The organism is Agrobacterium sp. CFBP2214 (assembly GCF_030209895.1).
In the GTDB taxonomy this organism is placed as follows: Bacteria; Pseudomonadota; Alphaproteobacteria; order Rhizobiales; family Rhizobiaceae; genus Agrobacterium; species Agrobacterium radiobacter.
The window spans coordinates 314,998-331,888 of sequence record NZ_JARVRC010000004.1 but is presented as its reverse complement, the minus strand read 5'-3'; the positions used below and the strand labels follow the sequence as shown (position 1 = coordinate 331,888).

Annotated in this window: 15 protein-coding genes; 4 read left to right on the top strand and 11 right to left on the bottom strand. The window is 61.5% G+C overall.

Features of this window, described 5'->3' with window-relative positions; genetic code table 11:
* Positions 1-13: 13 nt before the first annotated feature.
* Both QRN60_RS14065 and QRN60_RS14060 read right to left on the bottom strand, forming a co-directional pair.
* A complete protein-coding gene (locus QRN60_RS14065) occupies positions 14-709 on the bottom strand; it encodes a tellurite resistance TerB family protein (protein WP_003505454.1) in 696 nt (231 codons plus the stop codon).
* 108 nt (positions 710-817) lie between these two features.
* Positions 818-1,456: a 2-dehydro-3-deoxy-phosphogluconate aldolase gene (locus QRN60_RS14060; RefSeq protein WP_080864529.1), complete on the bottom strand. Its 639-nt coding sequence runs from the start codon at positions 1,454-1,456 to the stop codon at positions 818-820.
* 170 nt (positions 1,457-1,626) lie between these two features.
* Between QRN60_RS14060 and QRN60_RS14055 the strand changes: the two genes are divergently transcribed.
* From QRN60_RS14055 to trhO, 3 genes are all read left to right on the top strand, one after another.
* Complete coding sequence (locus tag QRN60_RS14055; RefSeq protein WP_003505452.1) at positions 1,627-2,115, top strand: CYTH domain-containing protein; 489 nt, start codon at positions 1,627-1,629, stop codon at positions 2,113-2,115.
* Entirely contained in the window at positions 2,099-3,007 is a 909-nt protein-coding gene (locus QRN60_RS14050) for a CHAD domain-containing protein (RefSeq protein ID WP_080864530.1), read from the top strand. The genes QRN60_RS14055 and QRN60_RS14050 overlap by 17 nt, the downstream gene beginning before the upstream one ends.
* A 214-nt stretch (positions 3,008-3,221) precedes the next feature.
* Positions 3,222-4,166, top strand: a complete 945-nt coding sequence (trhO, locus tag QRN60_RS14045) for an oxygen-dependent tRNA uridine(34) hydroxylase TrhO (RefSeq protein ID WP_065695063.1) — start codon at positions 3,222-3,224, stop codon at positions 4,164-4,166.
* A 137-nt stretch (positions 4,167-4,303) separates the two neighbouring features.
* Here trhO and QRN60_RS14040 read toward each other — a convergent pair whose 3' ends face one another.
* The 6 genes from QRN60_RS14040 to QRN60_RS14015 form a co-directional block, all read right to left on the bottom strand.
* Positions 4,304-6,547 carry a bifunctional diguanylate cyclase/phosphodiesterase gene (locus QRN60_RS14040; RefSeq protein WP_162687233.1) on the bottom strand — a complete coding sequence of 748 codons (2,244 nt, stop codon included), beginning with the start codon at positions 6,545-6,547 and terminating at the stop codon, positions 4,304-4,306.
* Between the two features lie 197 nt (positions 6,548-6,744).
* Positions 6,745-7,524 (bottom strand): MetQ/NlpA family ABC transporter substrate-binding protein, encoded by a 780-nt coding sequence (locus QRN60_RS14035; RefSeq protein ID WP_114836135.1) that lies wholly within the window; start codon positions 7,522-7,524, stop codon positions 6,745-6,747.
* Between the two features lie 33 nt (positions 7,525-7,557).
* Positions 7,558-8,226: a methionine ABC transporter permease gene (locus QRN60_RS14030; RefSeq protein ID WP_020009081.1), complete on the bottom strand. Its 669-nt coding sequence runs from the start codon at positions 8,224-8,226 to the stop codon at positions 7,558-7,560.
* Positions 8,216-9,256, bottom strand: coding sequence for a methionine ABC transporter ATP-binding protein (locus QRN60_RS14025; protein ID WP_113007805.1), 1,041 nt, complete (start codon positions 9,254-9,256; stop codon positions 8,216-8,218). The genes QRN60_RS14030 and QRN60_RS14025 overlap by 11 nt, the downstream gene beginning before the upstream one ends.
* Positions 9,257-9,624: 368 nt before the next feature.
* Entirely contained in the window at positions 9,625-10,254 is a 630-nt protein-coding gene (locus tag QRN60_RS14020) for an NAD(P)H-dependent oxidoreductase (protein WP_003505443.1), read from the bottom strand.
* Between the two features lie 364 nt (positions 10,255-10,618).
* Complete coding sequence (locus QRN60_RS14015; protein WP_112965095.1) at positions 10,619-11,998, bottom strand: GH1 family beta-glucosidase; 1,380 nt, start codon at positions 11,996-11,998, stop codon at positions 10,619-10,621.
* A 358-nt stretch (positions 11,999-12,356) separates the two neighbouring features.
* Between QRN60_RS14015 and QRN60_RS14010 the strand changes: the two genes are divergently transcribed.
* A complete protein-coding gene (locus tag QRN60_RS14010) occupies positions 12,357-12,497 on the top strand; it encodes a hypothetical protein (protein ID WP_020812098.1) in 141 nt (46 codons plus the stop codon).
* Between the two features lie 212 nt (positions 12,498-12,709).
* Here the strand turns inward: QRN60_RS14010 and xylA are convergent, their stop codons facing one another.
* The 3 genes from xylA to QRN60_RS13995 all read right to left on the bottom strand — a co-directional run bounded on the left by xylA (position 12,710) and on the right by QRN60_RS13995 (position 16,841).
* A complete protein-coding gene (xylA, locus tag QRN60_RS14005; protein ID WP_129565213.1) occupies positions 12,710-14,020 on the bottom strand; it encodes a xylose isomerase in 1,311 nt (436 codons plus the stop codon).
* A 238-nt stretch (positions 14,021-14,258) separates the two neighbouring features.
* Positions 14,259-15,713 (bottom strand): xylulokinase, encoded by a 1,455-nt coding sequence (gene xylB, locus QRN60_RS14000; protein ID WP_129565218.1) that lies wholly within the window; start codon positions 15,711-15,713, stop codon positions 14,259-14,261.
* Positions 15,714-15,818: 105 nt separating this feature from the next.
* A complete protein-coding gene (locus QRN60_RS13995) occupies positions 15,819-16,841 on the bottom strand; it encodes a LacI family DNA-binding transcriptional regulator (protein ID WP_111794686.1) in 1,023 nt (340 codons plus the stop codon).
* Positions 16,842-16,891: the final 50 nt, after the last annotated feature.

Here is a 16,891-nt window from a genome sequence, read left to right as displayed (position 1 = left end):
CTAAAGCACTACCTCAAACCTTCGCAGCCACCACCGTCGCCTCGATATGGTCCACCAGCGCATCCGGCAACCCAAGCCGCCCGGCAAGAAGGTCGAGATACCCCCGCTCCGCCCGCGTATCGGCCTCGATGGCAAGGCGCGAGGCGGTGTAAAGCTCCACCTTCTGCTCTTCCGTGCGGGCGGCGGCCACCAGCGCGTCGATGTCGAGCGGATCGGCCAGTTCCTTTTCGAGGAACCGCTCGGCTTCATCATCGATGCCGGAGACCTGCACCTTGTCCATGATATTGGCGCGCTCCTTCTCATCGATATGACCATCGGCCTTCGCGGCAGCGATCATTGCCTGGATGAGTTTCAGCGCGAAATCATTTGAAAGGGCCGGCGATTGCGGGTGGAAGGCGGAATCGGCGGGCGGGGCGAGAAGCTCCGGCTCGGGTTTCGGCGCGGCTTCCGGGGCCTGGCCGGACTTGTAATTCTTGTAGGCGAGATAACCGAGGCCGGCGATCGCAGCCACACCGCCGATGGTGGCGACATTGCCGGCGAGCTTGCGGCCGGTCTTCGTGCCTAAGATGGCGGCGGCGAGCGCACCGGCCTTCAGGGGATTGTTTTTGGCGATATCGGCGGCCTGCCCGGCTCTGTCACGGACGCTTCCCGAAAGGCCCGGCACCTGAGAGCCGAGGAATTGTTCAAGAAGCTTCTTGGCGTCGAACATCAAAATCTCCTGTAAAGGTCAAATCTACAGGGGAGATAGGAAGTCGTGGGCCGAATACAAATGTCAAACCCGCTCACGCCTTCGTGAACGGGTTTGACGAGACGCAAATCAGGCGCGCAGTGCGGCGGCTTCGGCGGCAAGCTTGGTGATGCCCGCCCAGTCACCGGTCGCCACCAGCTCACGCGGGGCAACCCAGGAACCGCCGACGCAGACGACGTTCGGCAGGGAGAGGTAATCATTGGCGTTCTTGAGCGACACGCTGCCGGTCGGGCAGAACACGGTGCCGGCGAGCGGCGAAGACAGCGCCTTGAGGTAAGGTGCGCCGCCGGCCTGTTCGGCCGGGAAGAACTTCAGCACCTTGTAACCCTCGTCGCGCAGCGCCATGACTTCGCTGGCGGTAGCCGCACCCGGAAGCAACGGCACCTTGGAACCGCGCGCGGCTTCCAGCACGCTTTTATTGATGCCGGGGCTGACGATGAAGGTGGAGCCGGCTTCGGCCGCCGCTTCGAAATCCTTCGCGTTGAGAATGGTGCCGGCGCCGACATTGGCGCCCTCCACTTCCGCTGCAACCGCGCGGATGGCGTCGAGCGCCGCCGGCGTGCGCATGGTGATCTCGATCGCCTTCAGGCCGCCTGCGACCAAAGCGCGCGCCAAATGCACGGCGGAAGCGGCGTCATCCACGATCAGCACCGGCACGACCGGCTGGAGCTTGAGGATGGAGAGCAGTTTTTCGGAGTCCTGGGCCAAGATGAGCCTCCTTGCGCGTTTGAAACGATTGAAATTCCGTCTACGGATTAGCCTGCCTCGGCTTTCATGTCGAGGCGCGCCAGCCGCATTTTTATCCAGATACTTCAATCAATTCGCTTCATCATAATGTCATAGTGCGATAATCTGCAGCACCAGTTCGCGGAGACAGCATGGCCAAGGAAATTGAACGGAAGTTTCTGGTTGCAGGCGGTGAATGGCGTAATGAGGTAACGCATAGCATGGCTTTCCGGCAGGCATATGTCGCCTCGGTGGAAGACCGTTCGGTTCGGGTGAGGATCGTCGACCAGCGTGACGCGACCCTGACCATCAAGATCGGCGCAAGCGCGCTTGTCCGCGACGAATATGAATATTCCATACCCCTCAAGGATGCCGAAGAGCTGATGGCAAGCGCGCCGGGCGTGGTGATCGAGAAAACCCGCCACACCGTCGATCACGGCGGCTTCACCTGGGAGGTGGATGTTTTCGAAGGGAAATATCACGGGCTGATCGTGGCTGAAGTGGAAATGAATGACGAGAATGCCGATCCCGCTCTGCCGTCATGGCTGGGCCGCGAAGTAACCGGGGACAAGCGCTTCTCCAACCAGTCGCTCGCCATGGACTGTCCGAACGGAGACCTGTCGGATGCCCTTCAGAATTGACCCGAAAAAGCCCTTCGACGACGAAATCCGTCGCGCCGGGCTGGAACTGATCGACGATGCGATCACGATCCTGCGCGATCAGCCATCGGGATCGCACGAGGCGGTGCACGAGGCCCGCAAGCGTTTCAAGCGGCTGCGCGCCCTCTACCGCCTGATCCGCGAGGCGGCGCCGGATTTCGGCCGCGAGGAAAATGCCCGTATTCGCGATATCGCCCGCTCCCTCGCCTTTGCGCGGGATGCGACGGCGCTGGTGGAGACGGCGGAATATCTCGAGACCTTCGCGCGCTCGGACGCGCAGGGCGAAGCGTTGCGATCGATCACCGCGATGCTGCGCAAGCGCCGCGACGACGCCATAGAACATGAGGCCGGCCTCGACGAGGCCATTGCCGCCGCCATCGCCGGCTGCGGGGAAGCGCGCAGGAAGCTCGAGGCCCTGTCGCTGCCGGATGAGTTGAAAGACACCGCCCGGCTGATAAGAACCGCCTGGGCGAAACAGCGAAAAAGGGCGCGCAAGGCGCTCACCGATTGCCACGAACAGGCCGACGTCGAACATTTCCACGAATTGCGCAAGGCCGGGCAGGCCTACTGGATGCATCTCGGCCTGATGCGCCGCCTCTGGCCTTCCGCCATGCGCGCCAAGCGGGCCGATACCAAGCGGCTGGTCGACATTCTTGGTCACGAGCACGATCTTTCGGTTCTCGCCGCCGTCGCCGACCGCGAGCCGGACCGTTTCGGCAATGGCGAGCGGCTGGCTCTGCTGCTCGACGCCATCATCCAGCGGCAGCAGGCGCTGCGCACGGAAGGGCTTGCGCTGGCAGGCGAGGTGTTTTCCGAATCCGCCCGCACCGAAAGCCGCATTATCGGCCTGCTGTGGCGGCGGGCGGCGAAGTAGCCCAAACTTCTCGTTCGGTGCTCACCACCTCCGTCATTCCGGCCTTGAGCCGGAATCCAGCCCGCCCAAGTCCTCGGGCTGAAAAGACTCTCTCCGCCGCGCAGACGCGCGTCGGCTGGAAGCCCCCAAACCCTCCCGATTTGACGATTTTCAAAATGACCGGACCCGTTGATAAATATTGCTTTGCGGCCGCCGTCGCTGTATTTCAGCGCCCATGACCGACACGACCATTCTCCCCCGCCCGGAAACCTCTGGTGATTTCCTTGTGGCCGCGCTTTATCATTTCGCCCGCCTGCCGCGGTTCGAGAGCCTGCGCGAGCCGTTGTTCGAGCTCTGCCAGAAGAACGGCGTCAAGGGCACGCTGCTGCTTGCCGCCGAAGGCATCAACGGCACCATTGCCGGGCCGGATGCGGGCATTCACGCCGTGCTCTCCTTCCTGCGCGCCCAGCCGGAATTTGCCGCGCTGGAGCACAAGGAAAGCCGTGCCTCGCACATGCCCTTCGTGCGGCTGAAGGTGAAGCTCAAGAAAGAGATCGTCACCATGGGCGTGCCTGATATCGATCCGAACCGCATCGTCGGCACCTATGTCGAGCCGCGCAACTGGAACGAGCTGATCTCCGACCCTGACACAATCGTCATCGACACCCGCAACGATTACGAGACCGCCATCGGCGTTTTCAAGGGCGCGGTCGATCCGAAGACCAAAACCTTCCGCGAGTTTCCCGACTGGGTGAAGAACAATCCCGGCCTGCACAACAAGCCGAAGATCGCCATGTATTGCACCGGCGGCATTCGCTGCGAAAAGGCCACCGCCTTCATGAAGGAGCAGGGTTTCGACGAGGTCTATCACCTCAAGGGCGGCATCCTGAAATATCTGGAAGAGGTGCCGGAAGAAGAAAGCCTGTGGGAAGGCGCCTGCTTCGTGTTCGACGAGCGTGTCTCCGTTGTCCACGGCCTTGCCGAAGGCGATCATGAGCTCTGCCACGCCTGCCGCAACCCGATCACGCCGGAAGTACGCCTGTCTCCGAAATTCGAGGAAGGCGTCTCCTGCCCGAGCTGCTACGACGACCGTAGCGAAGAAGACCGCCAGCGGTTCCGCGACCGGCAGCAGCAGATCGAACTGGCAAAGAAGCGCGGCGAACAGCATCTGGGACGGTAAACCGGGTCAGCATCAGAATGCACAGGAGCCGGGGTTCGATTGAGCGGGTGCCGCGTATTTCTTCTCCCCGCCGGGGAGAAGAAAATGGGCGGCAATCTCAGTTGATCAAGAATTGCTAAACGACATCGGTGCGCCTCTCACGCCCCCGCTCTCAGAGCAAATAACGGTGCATCCTGCCCATCCAGCATGTCGGTAATCTCCTCGGCTGCGACCGGCCTCGAAAACAGGTAACCCTGCAATTCATCACAGCCGCACAGATGCAGGATGGCCGCCTGCTCTTCCGTTTCCACGCCTTCGGCCGTGACCGGAATATCGAGCGACTTCGCCAGCGCCACGGTGGCCTGCAGCATTTCCAGCGACCGGCCGCCCTTATCGAGCGCCATGATCAACGAACGGTCGATCTTCATCCGGTCGAAACCGAAGCGGCGCAGATATCCGACACTGGCGAAGCCGGCGCCAAAATCGTCGAGCGCAATATGCAGGCCGAGCTGTTTCAGCTTGTCGATCGCCGCACTCGCCCGCTCCGGATGCTGGATGAAATAACCTTCCGTCATTTCCAGCCGCAGCCTTTCGGGCGGTGTCTGCGTCGCGTCAAGAATATCCGCGATATGGCCGGAGAAGGCCGGATTGCGGAACTGCACGGGAGAGATATTCACCGAGAGCTTGATGGACGGCCATTGCTGCGCCGTCTCGCAGGCCTTGTGCAGAACGAGAAGGCCGAGCCGGTCGATCAGCCCGCTGGTTTCGGCAGCGGCAATGAAGATATCCGGCGGCACGAAACCATATCCCGGCCTCTGCCAGCGGGCCAGCGCCTCCACCCCGGTAATGCAGCGCGTGGCGGCGCTGACGACCGGCTGATAAACCACCTGTATCTCGTCGTTCAGGATGGCGGAACGAAGATCGGCTTCAAGCTGCAGCTTTTCCTCGCGCAGCGCATCCATCTTCAGTTCATAGGAAACGTAACGCCCGCGTCCGTTTTCCTTGGCCTGATACATGGCCATATCGGCACGCCGCAGCAATTCCTCGCCATTGATATCGCCGGCGCGGGAAACCGAGGTGCCGATGCTGCAGCCGATGCTCGCCACCCTTTCACCGATGCTGAAAGGCTCGGTAAAGAGTTCGAGAAGCGCCAGACACAGTTTTCGGCCTTCAGACCAGACGTCGTTGCCCTGGATGGCAATGGCGAATTCGTCGCCGCCGAGCCGCGCCAGGACAGCGCCTTCCGGCACCAGCACCCTGAGCGCCGCGGCCACACCCTTGATCAGCCGGTCGCCGGCGGCATGGCCGTAGGAATCGTTGATTTCCTTGAAGCCGTCGAGATCGAGATAGAGAAGCTTGATATCCGTCTTGTCGTGGCGGCCGTTGTCGACCATGCGGTTCAATTTCGCAAAGAGACCCGCGCGGTTGCTGAGCCCGCTCAACCGGTCGCGCAGCGCCTCCTCCCGCGCTGCCGCCTCATCCGCTTTCAGCCGGTCCAGCGTGGCCGAACCGATGATGAGCAGCACGAGGAAAAACGTGCCGGCAATGCCAAGCGCGGTGAAGACTACCGGCCGCGCCTCATGAAAGCTGACATCCCCCGGCAGGTGCGAGCGCCAGACGAGCCGCGCCAGCACCTCGCCTAAGGGATTGACGATATCCACATGGTTGGCGGCAGGTCCGTCGCCATATTGCAGTTCCAGCCCCTCGATGACGTAGTTGCGGGCAAGCTTGTCCACCGTCGCCTGCTTGAGGTGACGGGCAAAAACCAGATAGCGCCGCTCCGCATCAACCGGCGGCAGCGCCCCGGATTTCAGCCGCACGAGCGCGACGCCGGCTGCAGCGATGCCATCGCCGGTTTTGACGAAACCCGTGACCTGCGAGGTAATGCCGGGACGCATGGAACGCACGCGATCGATCATTTCCTTAAGGCCGCCGGCAAAATAGGCGTTTGGTCTCCATGTCGCCGGCTTGCCGTTCTGATAGGCCATGCGGACCCTGTCATCCTCGTCGATGATCACGGCCGTATCGAAAAGATCGTTATTGACCGTCATCTCGCCGTAATTGCTCGCCACCCAGTCAAAACGGTCGGGGGCATAGACATATTCGGCGGCATCATCCCAGGCGGCGTAATCATTCAGCGTTGCGCCGAGCTGTTCGCGAAAGGTGACGAGAGCACCCGCCGTCGTCTCGCGCGAACGGGCATTATCGAGCGAATTCGCCTTTTCACGCACCTGACTGAGGGCGGACAGGACCAGCGCGGTGACGATGAGAAGCACCAGCGCGAAGGTGGACAATACGACGCCCACGGCGGTTCTGCGCCCGACCGGCAAATAGTCCCCAATGTTGCGCGGCGCAATCCGCATAAAATCCCCTTCGAAAGCATCATCTTCCGAAGGAAACATTCAGAAGCCGTTAAACCGCATCGTGGCTCCGCCCCAAAAAAACACGGGTATAAAACGACAGTCCGGCAGCGACTCTGAAAAATTCTTCCCTGAAATGTCCCGGGCTTTTCATGGAACACGGATTTGCGCCCGCCCGGAAACAAAAAACCTCCCCCGCGAACGGGAGAGGTTGTCATTTTTTACAGTGCCGGAGCGGCTTACCAGGACGGGATGACCGTGCCGTTGTACTTTTCCAGAATGAAGGCCTTCACTTCCGGGCTCTGGTAGGATTCCACCAGCGTCTTCACCCAGGGCTTGTCCTTGTCCTGCGCACGAACGGCGATGACATTCGCGTAAGGGGACTTTTCGCTTTCGATGGCGATGGCGTCCTTCTTCGGGTTCAGGCCGGCTGCCGTCGCATAGTTGGTGTTGATGACCGAAGCGTCGGTGTCATCAAGCGAGCGCGGCAGCTGGGCGGCGTCAAGTTCGACGATCTGGATGTTCTTCGGGTTTTCGGTGATGTCGGCAGGCGTTACCTTCAGGCCGGCTTCTTCCTTGACCTTGAGGACGCCCTTGGAAGCAAGCACCAGCAGTGCGCGGCCGCCATTGGTCGGGTCGTTCGGAATGCCGACGGTTGCGCCTTCCTTCAGCTCGTCAAGGCTCTTCACCTTCTTCGAATAGACCCCCATCGGCGTGGTGATGGTGGTGCCGACGCTGACGAGATCGAACTTGCGGTCAGCGATCTGGTTGTCGAGGTAAGGCTGGTGCTGGAAGGAGTTGGCCTGCAGCTCGCCATCGGCCAGCGCCTGGTTCGGCACGACATAGTCGGAGAATTCGATGATATCGATATCGAGGCCCTTGGCGGCCGCGATCTTCTTCACCTGCTCCATGATCTGCGCATGCTCGGCGGGGGTTACGCCGATCTTGATGGTCTCGGCCAGCGCCTGACCGGCGGTGAAGAGAGCGGCGAGCGAAGCCGCGAGGATGAGTTTCTTCATGGGTGTCTCCTTGGGTTGTTATTATGAACGCAGTTAATTCTTGCGGGTCCGCTTGTCGAAGCTGCGCGCCAGCCTGTCGCCGGCGCTCTGCACCAGCTGCACCAGCACGATCAGCACCAGAACCACCGCCAGCATCACGTCGGGCATGAAGCGCTGGTAACCATAGCGGATGCCGAGGTCGCCCAGCCCGCCGCCGCCGACTGCGCCGACCATGGCCGAATAGCCGATGAGGCTGACCAGCGTGAGCGTGAGCGCCAGCGTGATACCGGGCTTGGCCTCCGCCAGTAGTACCTTGGTGACGATCTGCAGCGGGGTGGCGCCCATGGCGCGGGCGGCCTCGATGAGACCCTTGTCCACCTCGCGGATCGCCGCTTCCACCAGCCTTGCGATGAAGGGCACAGTTGCGACGGTCAGCGGCACGATGGCGGCGCTGGTGCCGATCGACGTGCCGGCAACGAGGCGGGTGAAGGGAATGATCGCCACGACAAGAATGATGAAGGGTGTGGAGCGCGCCGCATTCACGATGAGGCCGAGGATGCGGTTGGTCATCGGCGCGGGAAACAGTTCGCCCTTGCCGCTGGTGGCAAGGAAAACGCCCATGGGCACGCCGATCAGCGAGCCGACGATGCCGGCGACCGCGACCATGTGCAGCGTCTGCCACAGGCCCTTGGAGAGAAGGTTGAACAGCATATCAGGCGACATAACCGAGCACCTCCGTGTGAAGACCGGTCTCAGCATAAAAGCGGCTGGCGCGGGCAGTGACCTCAGTCGAGGCCGGGTAGGAGACGACGAGCGAGCCGAAGGGCTGGCCGGAAATTTCCTCGATGGTGCCTGCAAGGATGTTCACGTCGGGGCCGATTTCGGCAACCAGTCGGGCCGTGAGCGGCTGGAAAGCCGTTTCGCCGAAGAACACCAGACGAACCAGAACACGATCGCCTTCCGTGGCTTCAGGCTTCAGCCCTGAGGTAACCCAGTGCGGCAGCTTCACGCCGACCGAGGACGACAGCAGGCTGCGGGTCGTCTCGTGTTTAGGCGCGGTGAAGATATCGAAGGTCGTGCCTTCCTCGACGATCAGGCCCCTGTCGATGACAGCCACCTGCGAGGCGATGGTCTTCACCACCTCCATCTCATGGGTGATGAGCAGCACGGTGAGGCCCAGTTCGGCATTGATGCGCTTCAGAAGTTCAAGAATGGACTGGGTCGTTTCCGGATCAAGCGCCGATGTCGCCTCGTCGGAAAGGAGCAGCTTCGGCTGGGTGGCGAGCGCACGGGCAATGCCGACACGCTGCTTCTGGCCGCCGGAGAGTTCCGCCGGATAACGATTGGCCTTGTCCGAAAGCCCGACGAGATCGAGCAGCGGCGCAACGCGGGTTTCGATCTCCCTTTTGCCCATGCCGGCGATTTCGAGCGGCAGCGCCACATTGTCGAAAGCGGTACGCGACGACAAAAGGTTGAAGTGCTGGAAGATCATGCCGACGGAACGGCGCAGCGTGCGCAGGCTCTTTTCATCGAGCGCCGCGACATCGACGCCATCAACGACCACACGGCCGGTCGAGGGCTTCTCAAGGCCGTTGGCGAGGCGGATCAGCGTGGACTTGCCCGCACCCGAGCGGCCGATGATGCCGGTGATGGAGCCTTTCGGCACGATGTAATCGATACCGGCAAGGGCTGCGAAGCCGGGCTTGCCGTCGGCGCCGCCAAAGGTTTTGGTCACGCCTTCAAACGTGACCATCGGCTCCTTTGCCGCCCCTTCCGGGACCGCCTGTTCTGAACGCGCGGGCGATGCCGCACTGGATGGAAAACTCATTGTGAACTCTGGGAATGCGTGACGGATCGGGTCTCAAAAAATCCTGTTGCGGTGCTGAACCGCTCTCTTCATGCAGCCTTCGGGCACATTCGATTACAGCTGATTTTCCGGGTCATTTCGTCAGGCTTTCACTCAGAAATGCCGGGGATCGGCAATTCGATGGCGCATACTTGCCTGCACACGCCACCTTTTAACAGGGATGTTTTTTCAATTATCTGAAAAGAGAGAAAAAATCTACCGCAAAGCCGCCAAGGCGGCCCTGCGGCAGTCAAGCTTTTGCGAGCGGCGTAAAATCAGACGCGGCTGACGAATTCATCGGCCGGGCGGCGCACCTTCTTCAGGTTCACCAGCCAGTCGCCTTCCGGTTCACGGTAGCCGAGCGGCAGAATGGTGACGGAGCGCAGACCCTTTTCACGCAGGCCGAGGATTTCATCGAGCTTCGCGGGATCGAAACCTTCCATGGGGGTGGAATCGACGCCCTCGAAAGCGGCCTGCGCCACGGCCATGCCGAAGCCGATATAGGCCTGACGGGCGGCGTGTTCGAAATTCACCTGCTGCTCGCGCTGCGGATAGGTGGAGAGCAGCATCTGGCGATAGGCTTCCCAGCCTTCATTCTTGATGCCGCGTTCTTCATTGACCAGATCGAACATGTGGTTGATCCGCTCTTCGGTGTAATTGTCCCATGCTGCAAAGACCAGCAGATGCGAACCATCGGTCACCTGCGCCTGGTTCCAGGCGATCTCGCGGATCTTTGCGCGCACTTCAGGATCGGTAACAACGATCACTTCGAAGGGCTGCAGACCACTGGAGGTGGGCGCAAGCCGCGCCGCTTCCACGATCCGTTCAACCTTGTCTTCAGACACGGCCTTGGAAGGATCCATTTTCTTTGTGGCATAACGCCAGTTGAGTTTTTCGATAAGCATGTTCGTTTTCCCTGGGAGGACCATCCCGCCCTGCCCCTTGACCGGCAGAACGGACGCTACGCCGCCGTAGCCCGCCTGACATAGGAGACGGGACGGCGCGTGCAAGCAGGCACCGCGCGGTAACCGGTAAAAAAGTTGGGAAAACTGATAATAAGGGAGCAGAACTTTATTGCAGAGAGCGGTGACGCATCGCCTGCTACCGGATACGGCGCGTAAAGTTCATGCACGCCCGCCCCCAACCCTCAGTCCTGTGCTCGTCACAGGAATCCAGCCGACACGCGTCTGCGTGGCGAAAAGACTCCTCTCAGTCCAAGGACTTGGGCTGGCTGGATCCCTGTGACGAGCACAGGGATGGGGGGAAGCCTCACCCCTTCGTCACGCCATGGTTCCCCTTCGGAAAACCCGAGGCCAGTGCGCTGTACCACTTGCCGCTGTTCTTCAGCGTGCGCACCTGCGTGTCGTAATCCACATGCACAAGGCCGAAACGCATGCGATAGCCCTCGGCCCATTCGAAATTATCCATCAGGCTCCAGGCGAAATAACCGCGCATCGGGTAACCGTCGCGGATGAGATCGGCGACGACACCGAGGTGTTGGGCGTAATAATCGAGACGCGGCTGGTCATTCACCTCGCCGTTTTCAACGCCCATATTGTAGCAGGCGCCGTTTTCGGTGATGTAGCATTCCGGCAGGTCGTAACGCTTGTAGAGCGTCTCCACCAGCGACTTGAGCGCCGGCGCGTAGACCTCCCAGCCGATATCGGTCTTCACATCGCTTATGGCGGGGGCCGGTGTGGTCGCGGGGAATTCCGCGCCCGGCGTCGCATCGTTGGCGACACGCATCGGCGTGTAATAATTCAGACCCCACCAGTCGAGCTTCTGGCTGATGATGGCGAGGTCTTCCGCCTCCACGACAGGCATGCGGTCACCAAGCGCTTCCATCATCTCGGCCGGATATTCGCCCTTGAAGACAGGATCGAAAAACGCGCCATTGTGGAACTGGAAGGCCCGCTCCGCCGCCTTGAGATCGGCGTCGCTATCGGAAGCCGGGATGACGGAATGGGCGTTGAGCACCAGTCCCACCGGCACCTTCGGCGCGACATGGCGGGATGCCTCCACGCCGAAACCGTGGGCGAGGTTGATGTGGTGCATGGCGGCAAGGGCCGCCTCCATGTTGCGCTCACCCGGCGCGTGAATGCCGTAGAGATGGCTGAGCCACACCGCGCACCAGGGTTCGTTGAAGGTCGCCACCGCATCCAGCCGGTCGCCGAGGCGGGCCATGACGGTCTTGGCGTAACGCTGGAAGGCGTGCGCCGTGGAGCGCGAGGCCCAGCCGCCGTCGCCCATCAGGGTCAGCGGCAGGTCCCAATGGTAAAGCGTCGCATAGGTCTTGATGCCGCGCGCCTTACAGCCGTCAACGAGGCGATCATAAAAATCCAGACCCTTCTCGTTGATCGGCCCGAAACCATCGGGAATGATGCGCGGCCAGGCGATGGAGAAACGATAGGCCTCGACACCCATGTCCTTGATGAGATCGAGATCCTGTTCCCAGCGATTGTAATGATCGCAGGCGACATCGCCATTGTGACGCTCGAAGACATGGCCCGGCATGTTGCAGAAGGCGTCCCAGATGGAGGGCTTGCGGCCATCCGCCCTGGTGGAGCCTTCGATCTGGAACGAGGCAGTCGCGACGCCGAACAGGAAGTCGCCGGGGAATCGGGCTGCTAGCGTTTTTGGATCGGTCATCGGAGAGGCCCTTGTCGTCCATCGGGTGTGAAAAGATCAGCAGCGGTTTAGACCATGCCGCCTGCGAGGTACAGCCGGGCCGCAAAGAATCTACAACGTTTCAGGCTGCGCAGTTAACAAGTCCAAAGCGCTTTGCATGCGCCAATGCCGCCGCAGCGGTTTGCCGGCGGCGAAAGGCATCGGCCCGGCGAATGCGGGGGAAATGGGAAGTGGTGGAAGTTGTTGCATTCACCGGGCCGCCGCATCGGGACCGCAATCGCGGCCCCTCGGTCACAGACTTTTCACGGCACCTATCCGATCAGCCCTTCCCGCCTCTGGCCCGGCGGGATGCCTTTCAAAAACACGGTCTGCCAGAACCATGCTTGTCGATGCCGGCAGCCGGTTCGCGAAAGGCGCCGCGCGTCTCGCCCTTCCGTTCCGGTTGCGGGAGAATGATGCGGTGGAAATGGCTGATGGGGACGGACGGGAACGTATTTTCTTGGAAGCTGCTGAAAAGTGAGGAGCGGTGGCGGAAAGCCTTCCCCGCTTTGGGTGGATAACGGAGAGCATGTCCCCTCATACGATCCTTAGGGCCTGCCTTGCTCCACACTCGACGTCATCCTCGGGCTTGACCCGAGGATGACGTCGAGTGTGTCGTGACGGCGATCGTCAACCCGAAACGGCGAAAGCGGGAGATATTCTCCCGCTTCCTTTTGAGAATCTATGACCCCGTCAAACGTAACGATTGACCACGTTTTCGAGATATTCCTGACGACCGGATTTCGGCTCGGGGTTGATATCCTGGCTCTCGACCAGCGCTGCGATTTCCTCGAGCTTCAACTCGCCGCGCAGCATCTTCTGGGCTTCAGCCGAATCCCACTTGGCGTAACGCTCGGAAAGCGGCTTCGAAAGCGCGCCGTCCTCGATGATCTTCGCCGCCGCCTTCAGGCCGCGGGCGCAGCAATCCATGCCGCCGATATGGCCGATCAGCAGGTCCTGCGGATCGAGCGACTGACGGCGCAGCTTGGAATCGAAGTTGGTGCCGCCATTCTTGAAGCCGCCGCCGGCCAGAACATGGTAATAGGCAAGCGCCATTTCCGGCACGTTGTTCGGGAACTGGTCTGTATCCCAGCCGGACTGGTAATCGTTGCGGTTCATGTCGATGGAGCCGAAAATGCCGAAGGCGTTGGCCATGGCCAGCTCATGCTCGAAGGAATGGCCGGCGAGGATGGCGTGGCCCTGCTCGATATTGACCTTCACTTCCTTTTCCAGACCGTTCTTCTGCAGGAAGGCATAAACGGTGGCGACATCGTAGTCGTACTGGTGCTTGGTCGGCTCCTGCGGCTTCGGCTCGATCAGGATCGTGCCTTCAAAACCGATCTTGTACTTGTATTCCACCACCAGATTGAGGAAGCGGCCGAGCTGGTCGAGCTCACGCGAAAGATCGGTGTTGAGCAGGGTCTCGTAACCTTCACGACCGCCCCAGAGAACATAGTTCGCGCCGCCGAGCTTCTTGGTGGCGTCCATGCAGGTCTTCACGGTTGCGGCGGAGAAGGCGAAGACATCCGGATCGGGATTGGTGGCGGCGCCGGACATGAAACGGCGATTTGAGAAGAGGTTCGCCGTGCCCCACAGAAGCTTCACGCCGGTATCGGCCTGCTTCTGCGCGAAATAATCGACGATCTCGTTGAGGTTCTTGGTGTTTTCGGCAAAGTTCTTGCCTTCCGGGCGCACATCGGCGTCGTGGAAGCAGTAAAACGGCGAACCGAGCAGCGAGAAGAATTCGAAAGCCACATCTGCCTTCAGTTTTGCCGCCTGCATGGTGTCTTCGAACCACGGACGCTCAAAGGTCTGGCCGCCGAAGGGGTCACCGCCCGGCCAGGTGAAGGTGTGCCAATAGGCGACCGCAAAACGCAGGTGATCTTCCATGCGCTTGCCGGCGACGACTTCGTCCGGGTTGTAATGGCGGAAGGCCAGCGGGTTGGTGCTGTCAGGGCCTTCATATTTGATCTTGGCGATATCGCCGAAAAAACCTGTACTCATGGGTGGTCCTCCTCTGGGGTGGGTTTGGGTGTTGTTCGGGATGTGTTGGAGGGTGCGGCTCACCCCCCTCTGTCCTGCCGGACATCTCCCCCTCAAGGGGGGAGATCAGCAAGACGCGGTCTCGTCATTTCATTCTCGAAGCTGGAGAAGGGCGAGACCTCGCCGCAGGTCGATCTCCCCCCTTGAGGGGGAGATGCCCGACAGGGCAGAGGGAGGGTGAAGCCGCACACTCCGCGTCTCAATGCGAAAGCGGCCGAATAGCCGGATAAAGCGCATGATACCGCCGGTAAGCCTCCTCATAGGCACCGGCCAGATCGGCCACCGGCTCGATCGTCCGTGCCGTCTCCGGCTGCGAGCAAACGGCAACCGGATCGCCCCCCGTCGCGGCGATGAGGCCGAGGCGGGCGGCGCCGAAGGCCGCGCCAAAATCGCCCTCGGCCGGAATATCGACGGGCACGCCGAGCGACGTGGCGATCGAGGCCAGCCAATAGGCCGAGCGCGAGCCGCCGCCGATGGCGGTAACGCGGGAAATCGAGGTGCCGGCCGATTTCAGCGCTTCGAGATTGTCCCTGATCGCGAAGGTAACCCCTTCCAGCACGGCCTGCGTCAGCGCCTTGCGGTCGCTTTCATGTGAAAGGCCGATGAAGGAACCGCGGATGGCGGCGTCGTTATGCGGTGTGCGCTCGCCGGAAAGGTAGGGCGCAAAGGTGACGCCGGTCGGCGCAAGAAGCGTCTCGCCCAGTTCACCGGTCAGATCGGCGGCGGATTGCCCGGTGAGGCGCGAATACCAGTTCAGCGCATCCGTCGCGGAAAGGATGACGCCCATCTGGTGCCAGGTGTTGGGCAGCGCGTGGCAGAAGGCATGCACGGCGCTTTCAGGCTTCGGCAGATAGGACGCATTGGCGGCGAAAAGCACACCTGACGTGCCGAGCGACACGAAGGCATGGCCTTCCTTCACCGTGCCCATGCCGCAGGCGGAAGCCGCATTGTCACCCGCCCCGCCGGCAACGACGGCACGGCCGGAAATGCCCCATTCGGAAGCAAGTTCGGCGCGCAGCACACCCGCCTCATCCGTGCCCTCCACCAGCGAAGGCATGTGCTTTTCATCCAGCCCGGTGGCGGCGAGCAGTTCGGAAGACCATTTGCGCGCGCCGGTATCGAGCCAGGAGGTGCCGGCGGAGTCAGACATTTCCGAGATGTATTCGCCGGTCAGCCACAGACGCAGATAATCCTTCGGCAGCAATACCTTGGCCACTTTCGCGAAGATATCGGGTTCGTTCTTCGCCACCCAGGCAAGCTTCGGCGCGGTGAAGCCGGGGAAAACGATGTTGCCGGTGATCTTGCGGAAACGCGGATCGGCATCCAGCGCGGCGGCCTCGGCGTGAGAACGCGTGTCGTTCCACAGGATGCAGGGGCGCAGCACCTTGCCATCAGCATCAACAAGCGTTGCGCCATGCATCTGGCCGGAAAGGCCTATGCCCTTGACGGCGCCAAGCTCTTTCGCAAACTTCTGCTTCAGGCCGGCAACGGCGGTTTTCGTGGCAGCAATCCAGTCCGCCGGGTCCTGTTCGGACCAGCCATGATGCGGGCGCGAGACGTCCAGCGAGCCGTTGGCCGAGCCGATGATTTTCTGATCGCCGTCCATCAGCAGGGCTTTGACGCCTGAAGTGCCAAGATCGAGACCGAGATACATGTATTTCTCCATTCCGGCGCGCCATGCGCCGCTTTCAGCGTTTTTTAAAAGTCGCCGCATTTCCGGACGGAAAACCAGCGGCCACTTTTCCTGGAAATGCTCTCGTCAGGGCAGATTGTCCCTGAGGAATATGTCGATACGGATCCGTTCCTGCGCGGCGATGACGGGCAGGCCATCGGCGCGCGCCTTCAACACGCGGATGGCGCTGCGCACCTCGTGGCCGGCATCCTGGTTGAGCACGGCATCAAGCAGCCCTTCCCGCAGCGCATTGGCGGTGTTTTCCGTCAGTTCATGGGCGATGACCGAAAGCGCTCTTTCGTCATCTGCGGCCCCAAGCGCCCGGATGAGGCCGCGATTACCTGCACCGAGGCTATAGATGCCTGAAAGTGAGGCGTTGCCGAGCGCCTCGCGCACCAGCGTCTCGACGGTCAGCGGATCGTCCCTGCCCTCCAGCACCGGCAACAGCCGCAGCTGGGGAAATTCAGATTCGATCACGGCGCGAAATCCTTCCAGACGCTCACGGTGGTCGCGCACCAGCATGGAGCCGGCAACAACAGCGACATCGCCGCCGCGTCCGGAAAGGAAACGCCCCATCAGGCTCGCCGCCGTGCGCCCGGCCGCGACGTTGTCCACACCGGCATAATGATCGCGCCGCGAACCGGAGAGATCGGAGACCAGCGTCACAGTGGCGATGCCGTCTTCCGCCAGCCGGTCGGCGGCTTCGGCCACATCCTCGGAATCGGTGGCGACGAAGGCGACGCCGGAGGGTTTTTCCCGGCGCGCAACTTCCAGAGCTTCCGTCAACGCAGCGGCATTAAACGGCGGCACCTCGATGACACGGATGGCCGTGCGCTCCAGATGCGAGCGGCTGGCGGCAGCCCGCACCTCGGCGCGCAGCGTCGCCATGAAGGAATTGTCATTGCCGGGCAGGATGAAGATCATGGAGTAATTGCGGCCCTTGGCCAGGTTGGCGGCCGCGATATCGCGCACATAACCCAGCTCGGCAATGGCCGCTTCCACCCGCGCCCGCGTTGCCGCATGCACGCCCGGGCGCATGTTCAGCACCCGGTCGATGGTGGCGAGACTGACGCCCGCGCGCTCGGCGATATCGTGAACTGTGGGCTTCATGGCTCCTCCCTCCCCCTTTGCATATCCAGCTTTGCCGCCGTCGTAAATCG

What these genes read in the sequence shown, in the direction of transcription:
- QRN60_RS14065 (WP_003505454.1), bottom strand. Translation starts at nt 709, where the DNA reads ATGTTCGACGCCAAGAAGCTTCTTGAACAATTCCTCGGCTCTCAGGTG.
- QRN60_RS14055 (WP_003505452.1), top strand. Translation starts at nt 1,627, where the DNA reads ATGGCCAAGGAAATTGAACGGAAGTTTCTGGTTGCAGGCGGTGAATGG.
- QRN60_RS14050 (WP_080864530.1), top strand. Translation starts at nt 2,099, where the DNA reads ATGCCCTTCAGAATTGACCCGAAAAAGCCCTTCGACGACGAAATCCGT.
- trhO (WP_065695063.1), top strand. Translation starts at nt 3,222, where the DNA reads ATGACCGACACGACCATTCTCCCCCGCCCGGAAACCTCTGGTGATTTC.
- QRN60_RS14040 (WP_162687233.1), bottom strand. Translation starts at nt 6,547, where the DNA reads ATGTTTCCTTCGGAAGATGATGCTTTCGAAGGGGATTTTATGCGGATT.
- QRN60_RS14035 (WP_114836135.1), bottom strand. Translation starts at nt 7,524, where the DNA reads ATGAAGAAACTCATCCTCGCGGCTTCGCTCGCCGCTCTCTTCACCGCC.
- QRN60_RS14030 (WP_020009081.1), bottom strand. Translation starts at nt 8,226, where the DNA reads ATGTCGCCTGATATGCTGTTCAACCTTCTCTCCAAGGGCCTGTGGCAG.
- QRN60_RS14025 (WP_113007805.1), bottom strand. Translation starts at nt 9,256, where the DNA reads ATGGTCACGTTTGAAGGCGTGACCAAAACCTTTGGCGGCGCCGACGGC.
- QRN60_RS14020 (WP_003505443.1), bottom strand. Translation starts at nt 10,254, where the DNA reads ATGCTTATCGAAAAACTCAACTGGCGTTATGCCACAAAGAAAATGGAT.
- QRN60_RS14015 (WP_112965095.1), bottom strand. Translation starts at nt 11,998, where the DNA reads ATGACCGATCCAAAAACGCTAGCAGCCCGATTCCCCGGCGACTTCCTG.
- QRN60_RS14010 (WP_020812098.1), top strand. Translation starts at nt 12,357, where the DNA reads ATGCTTGTCGATGCCGGCAGCCGGTTCGCGAAAGGCGCCGCGCGTCTC.
- xylA (WP_129565213.1), bottom strand. Translation starts at nt 14,020, where the DNA reads ATGAGTACAGGTTTTTTCGGCGATATCGCCAAGATCAAATATGAAGGC.
- xylB (WP_129565218.1), bottom strand. Translation starts at nt 15,713, where the DNA reads ATGTATCTCGGTCTCGATCTTGGCACTTCAGGCGTCAAAGCCCTGCTG.
- QRN60_RS13995 (WP_111794686.1), bottom strand. Translation starts at nt 16,841, where the DNA reads ATGAAGCCCACAGTTCACGATATCGCCGAGCGCGCGGGCGTCAGTCTC.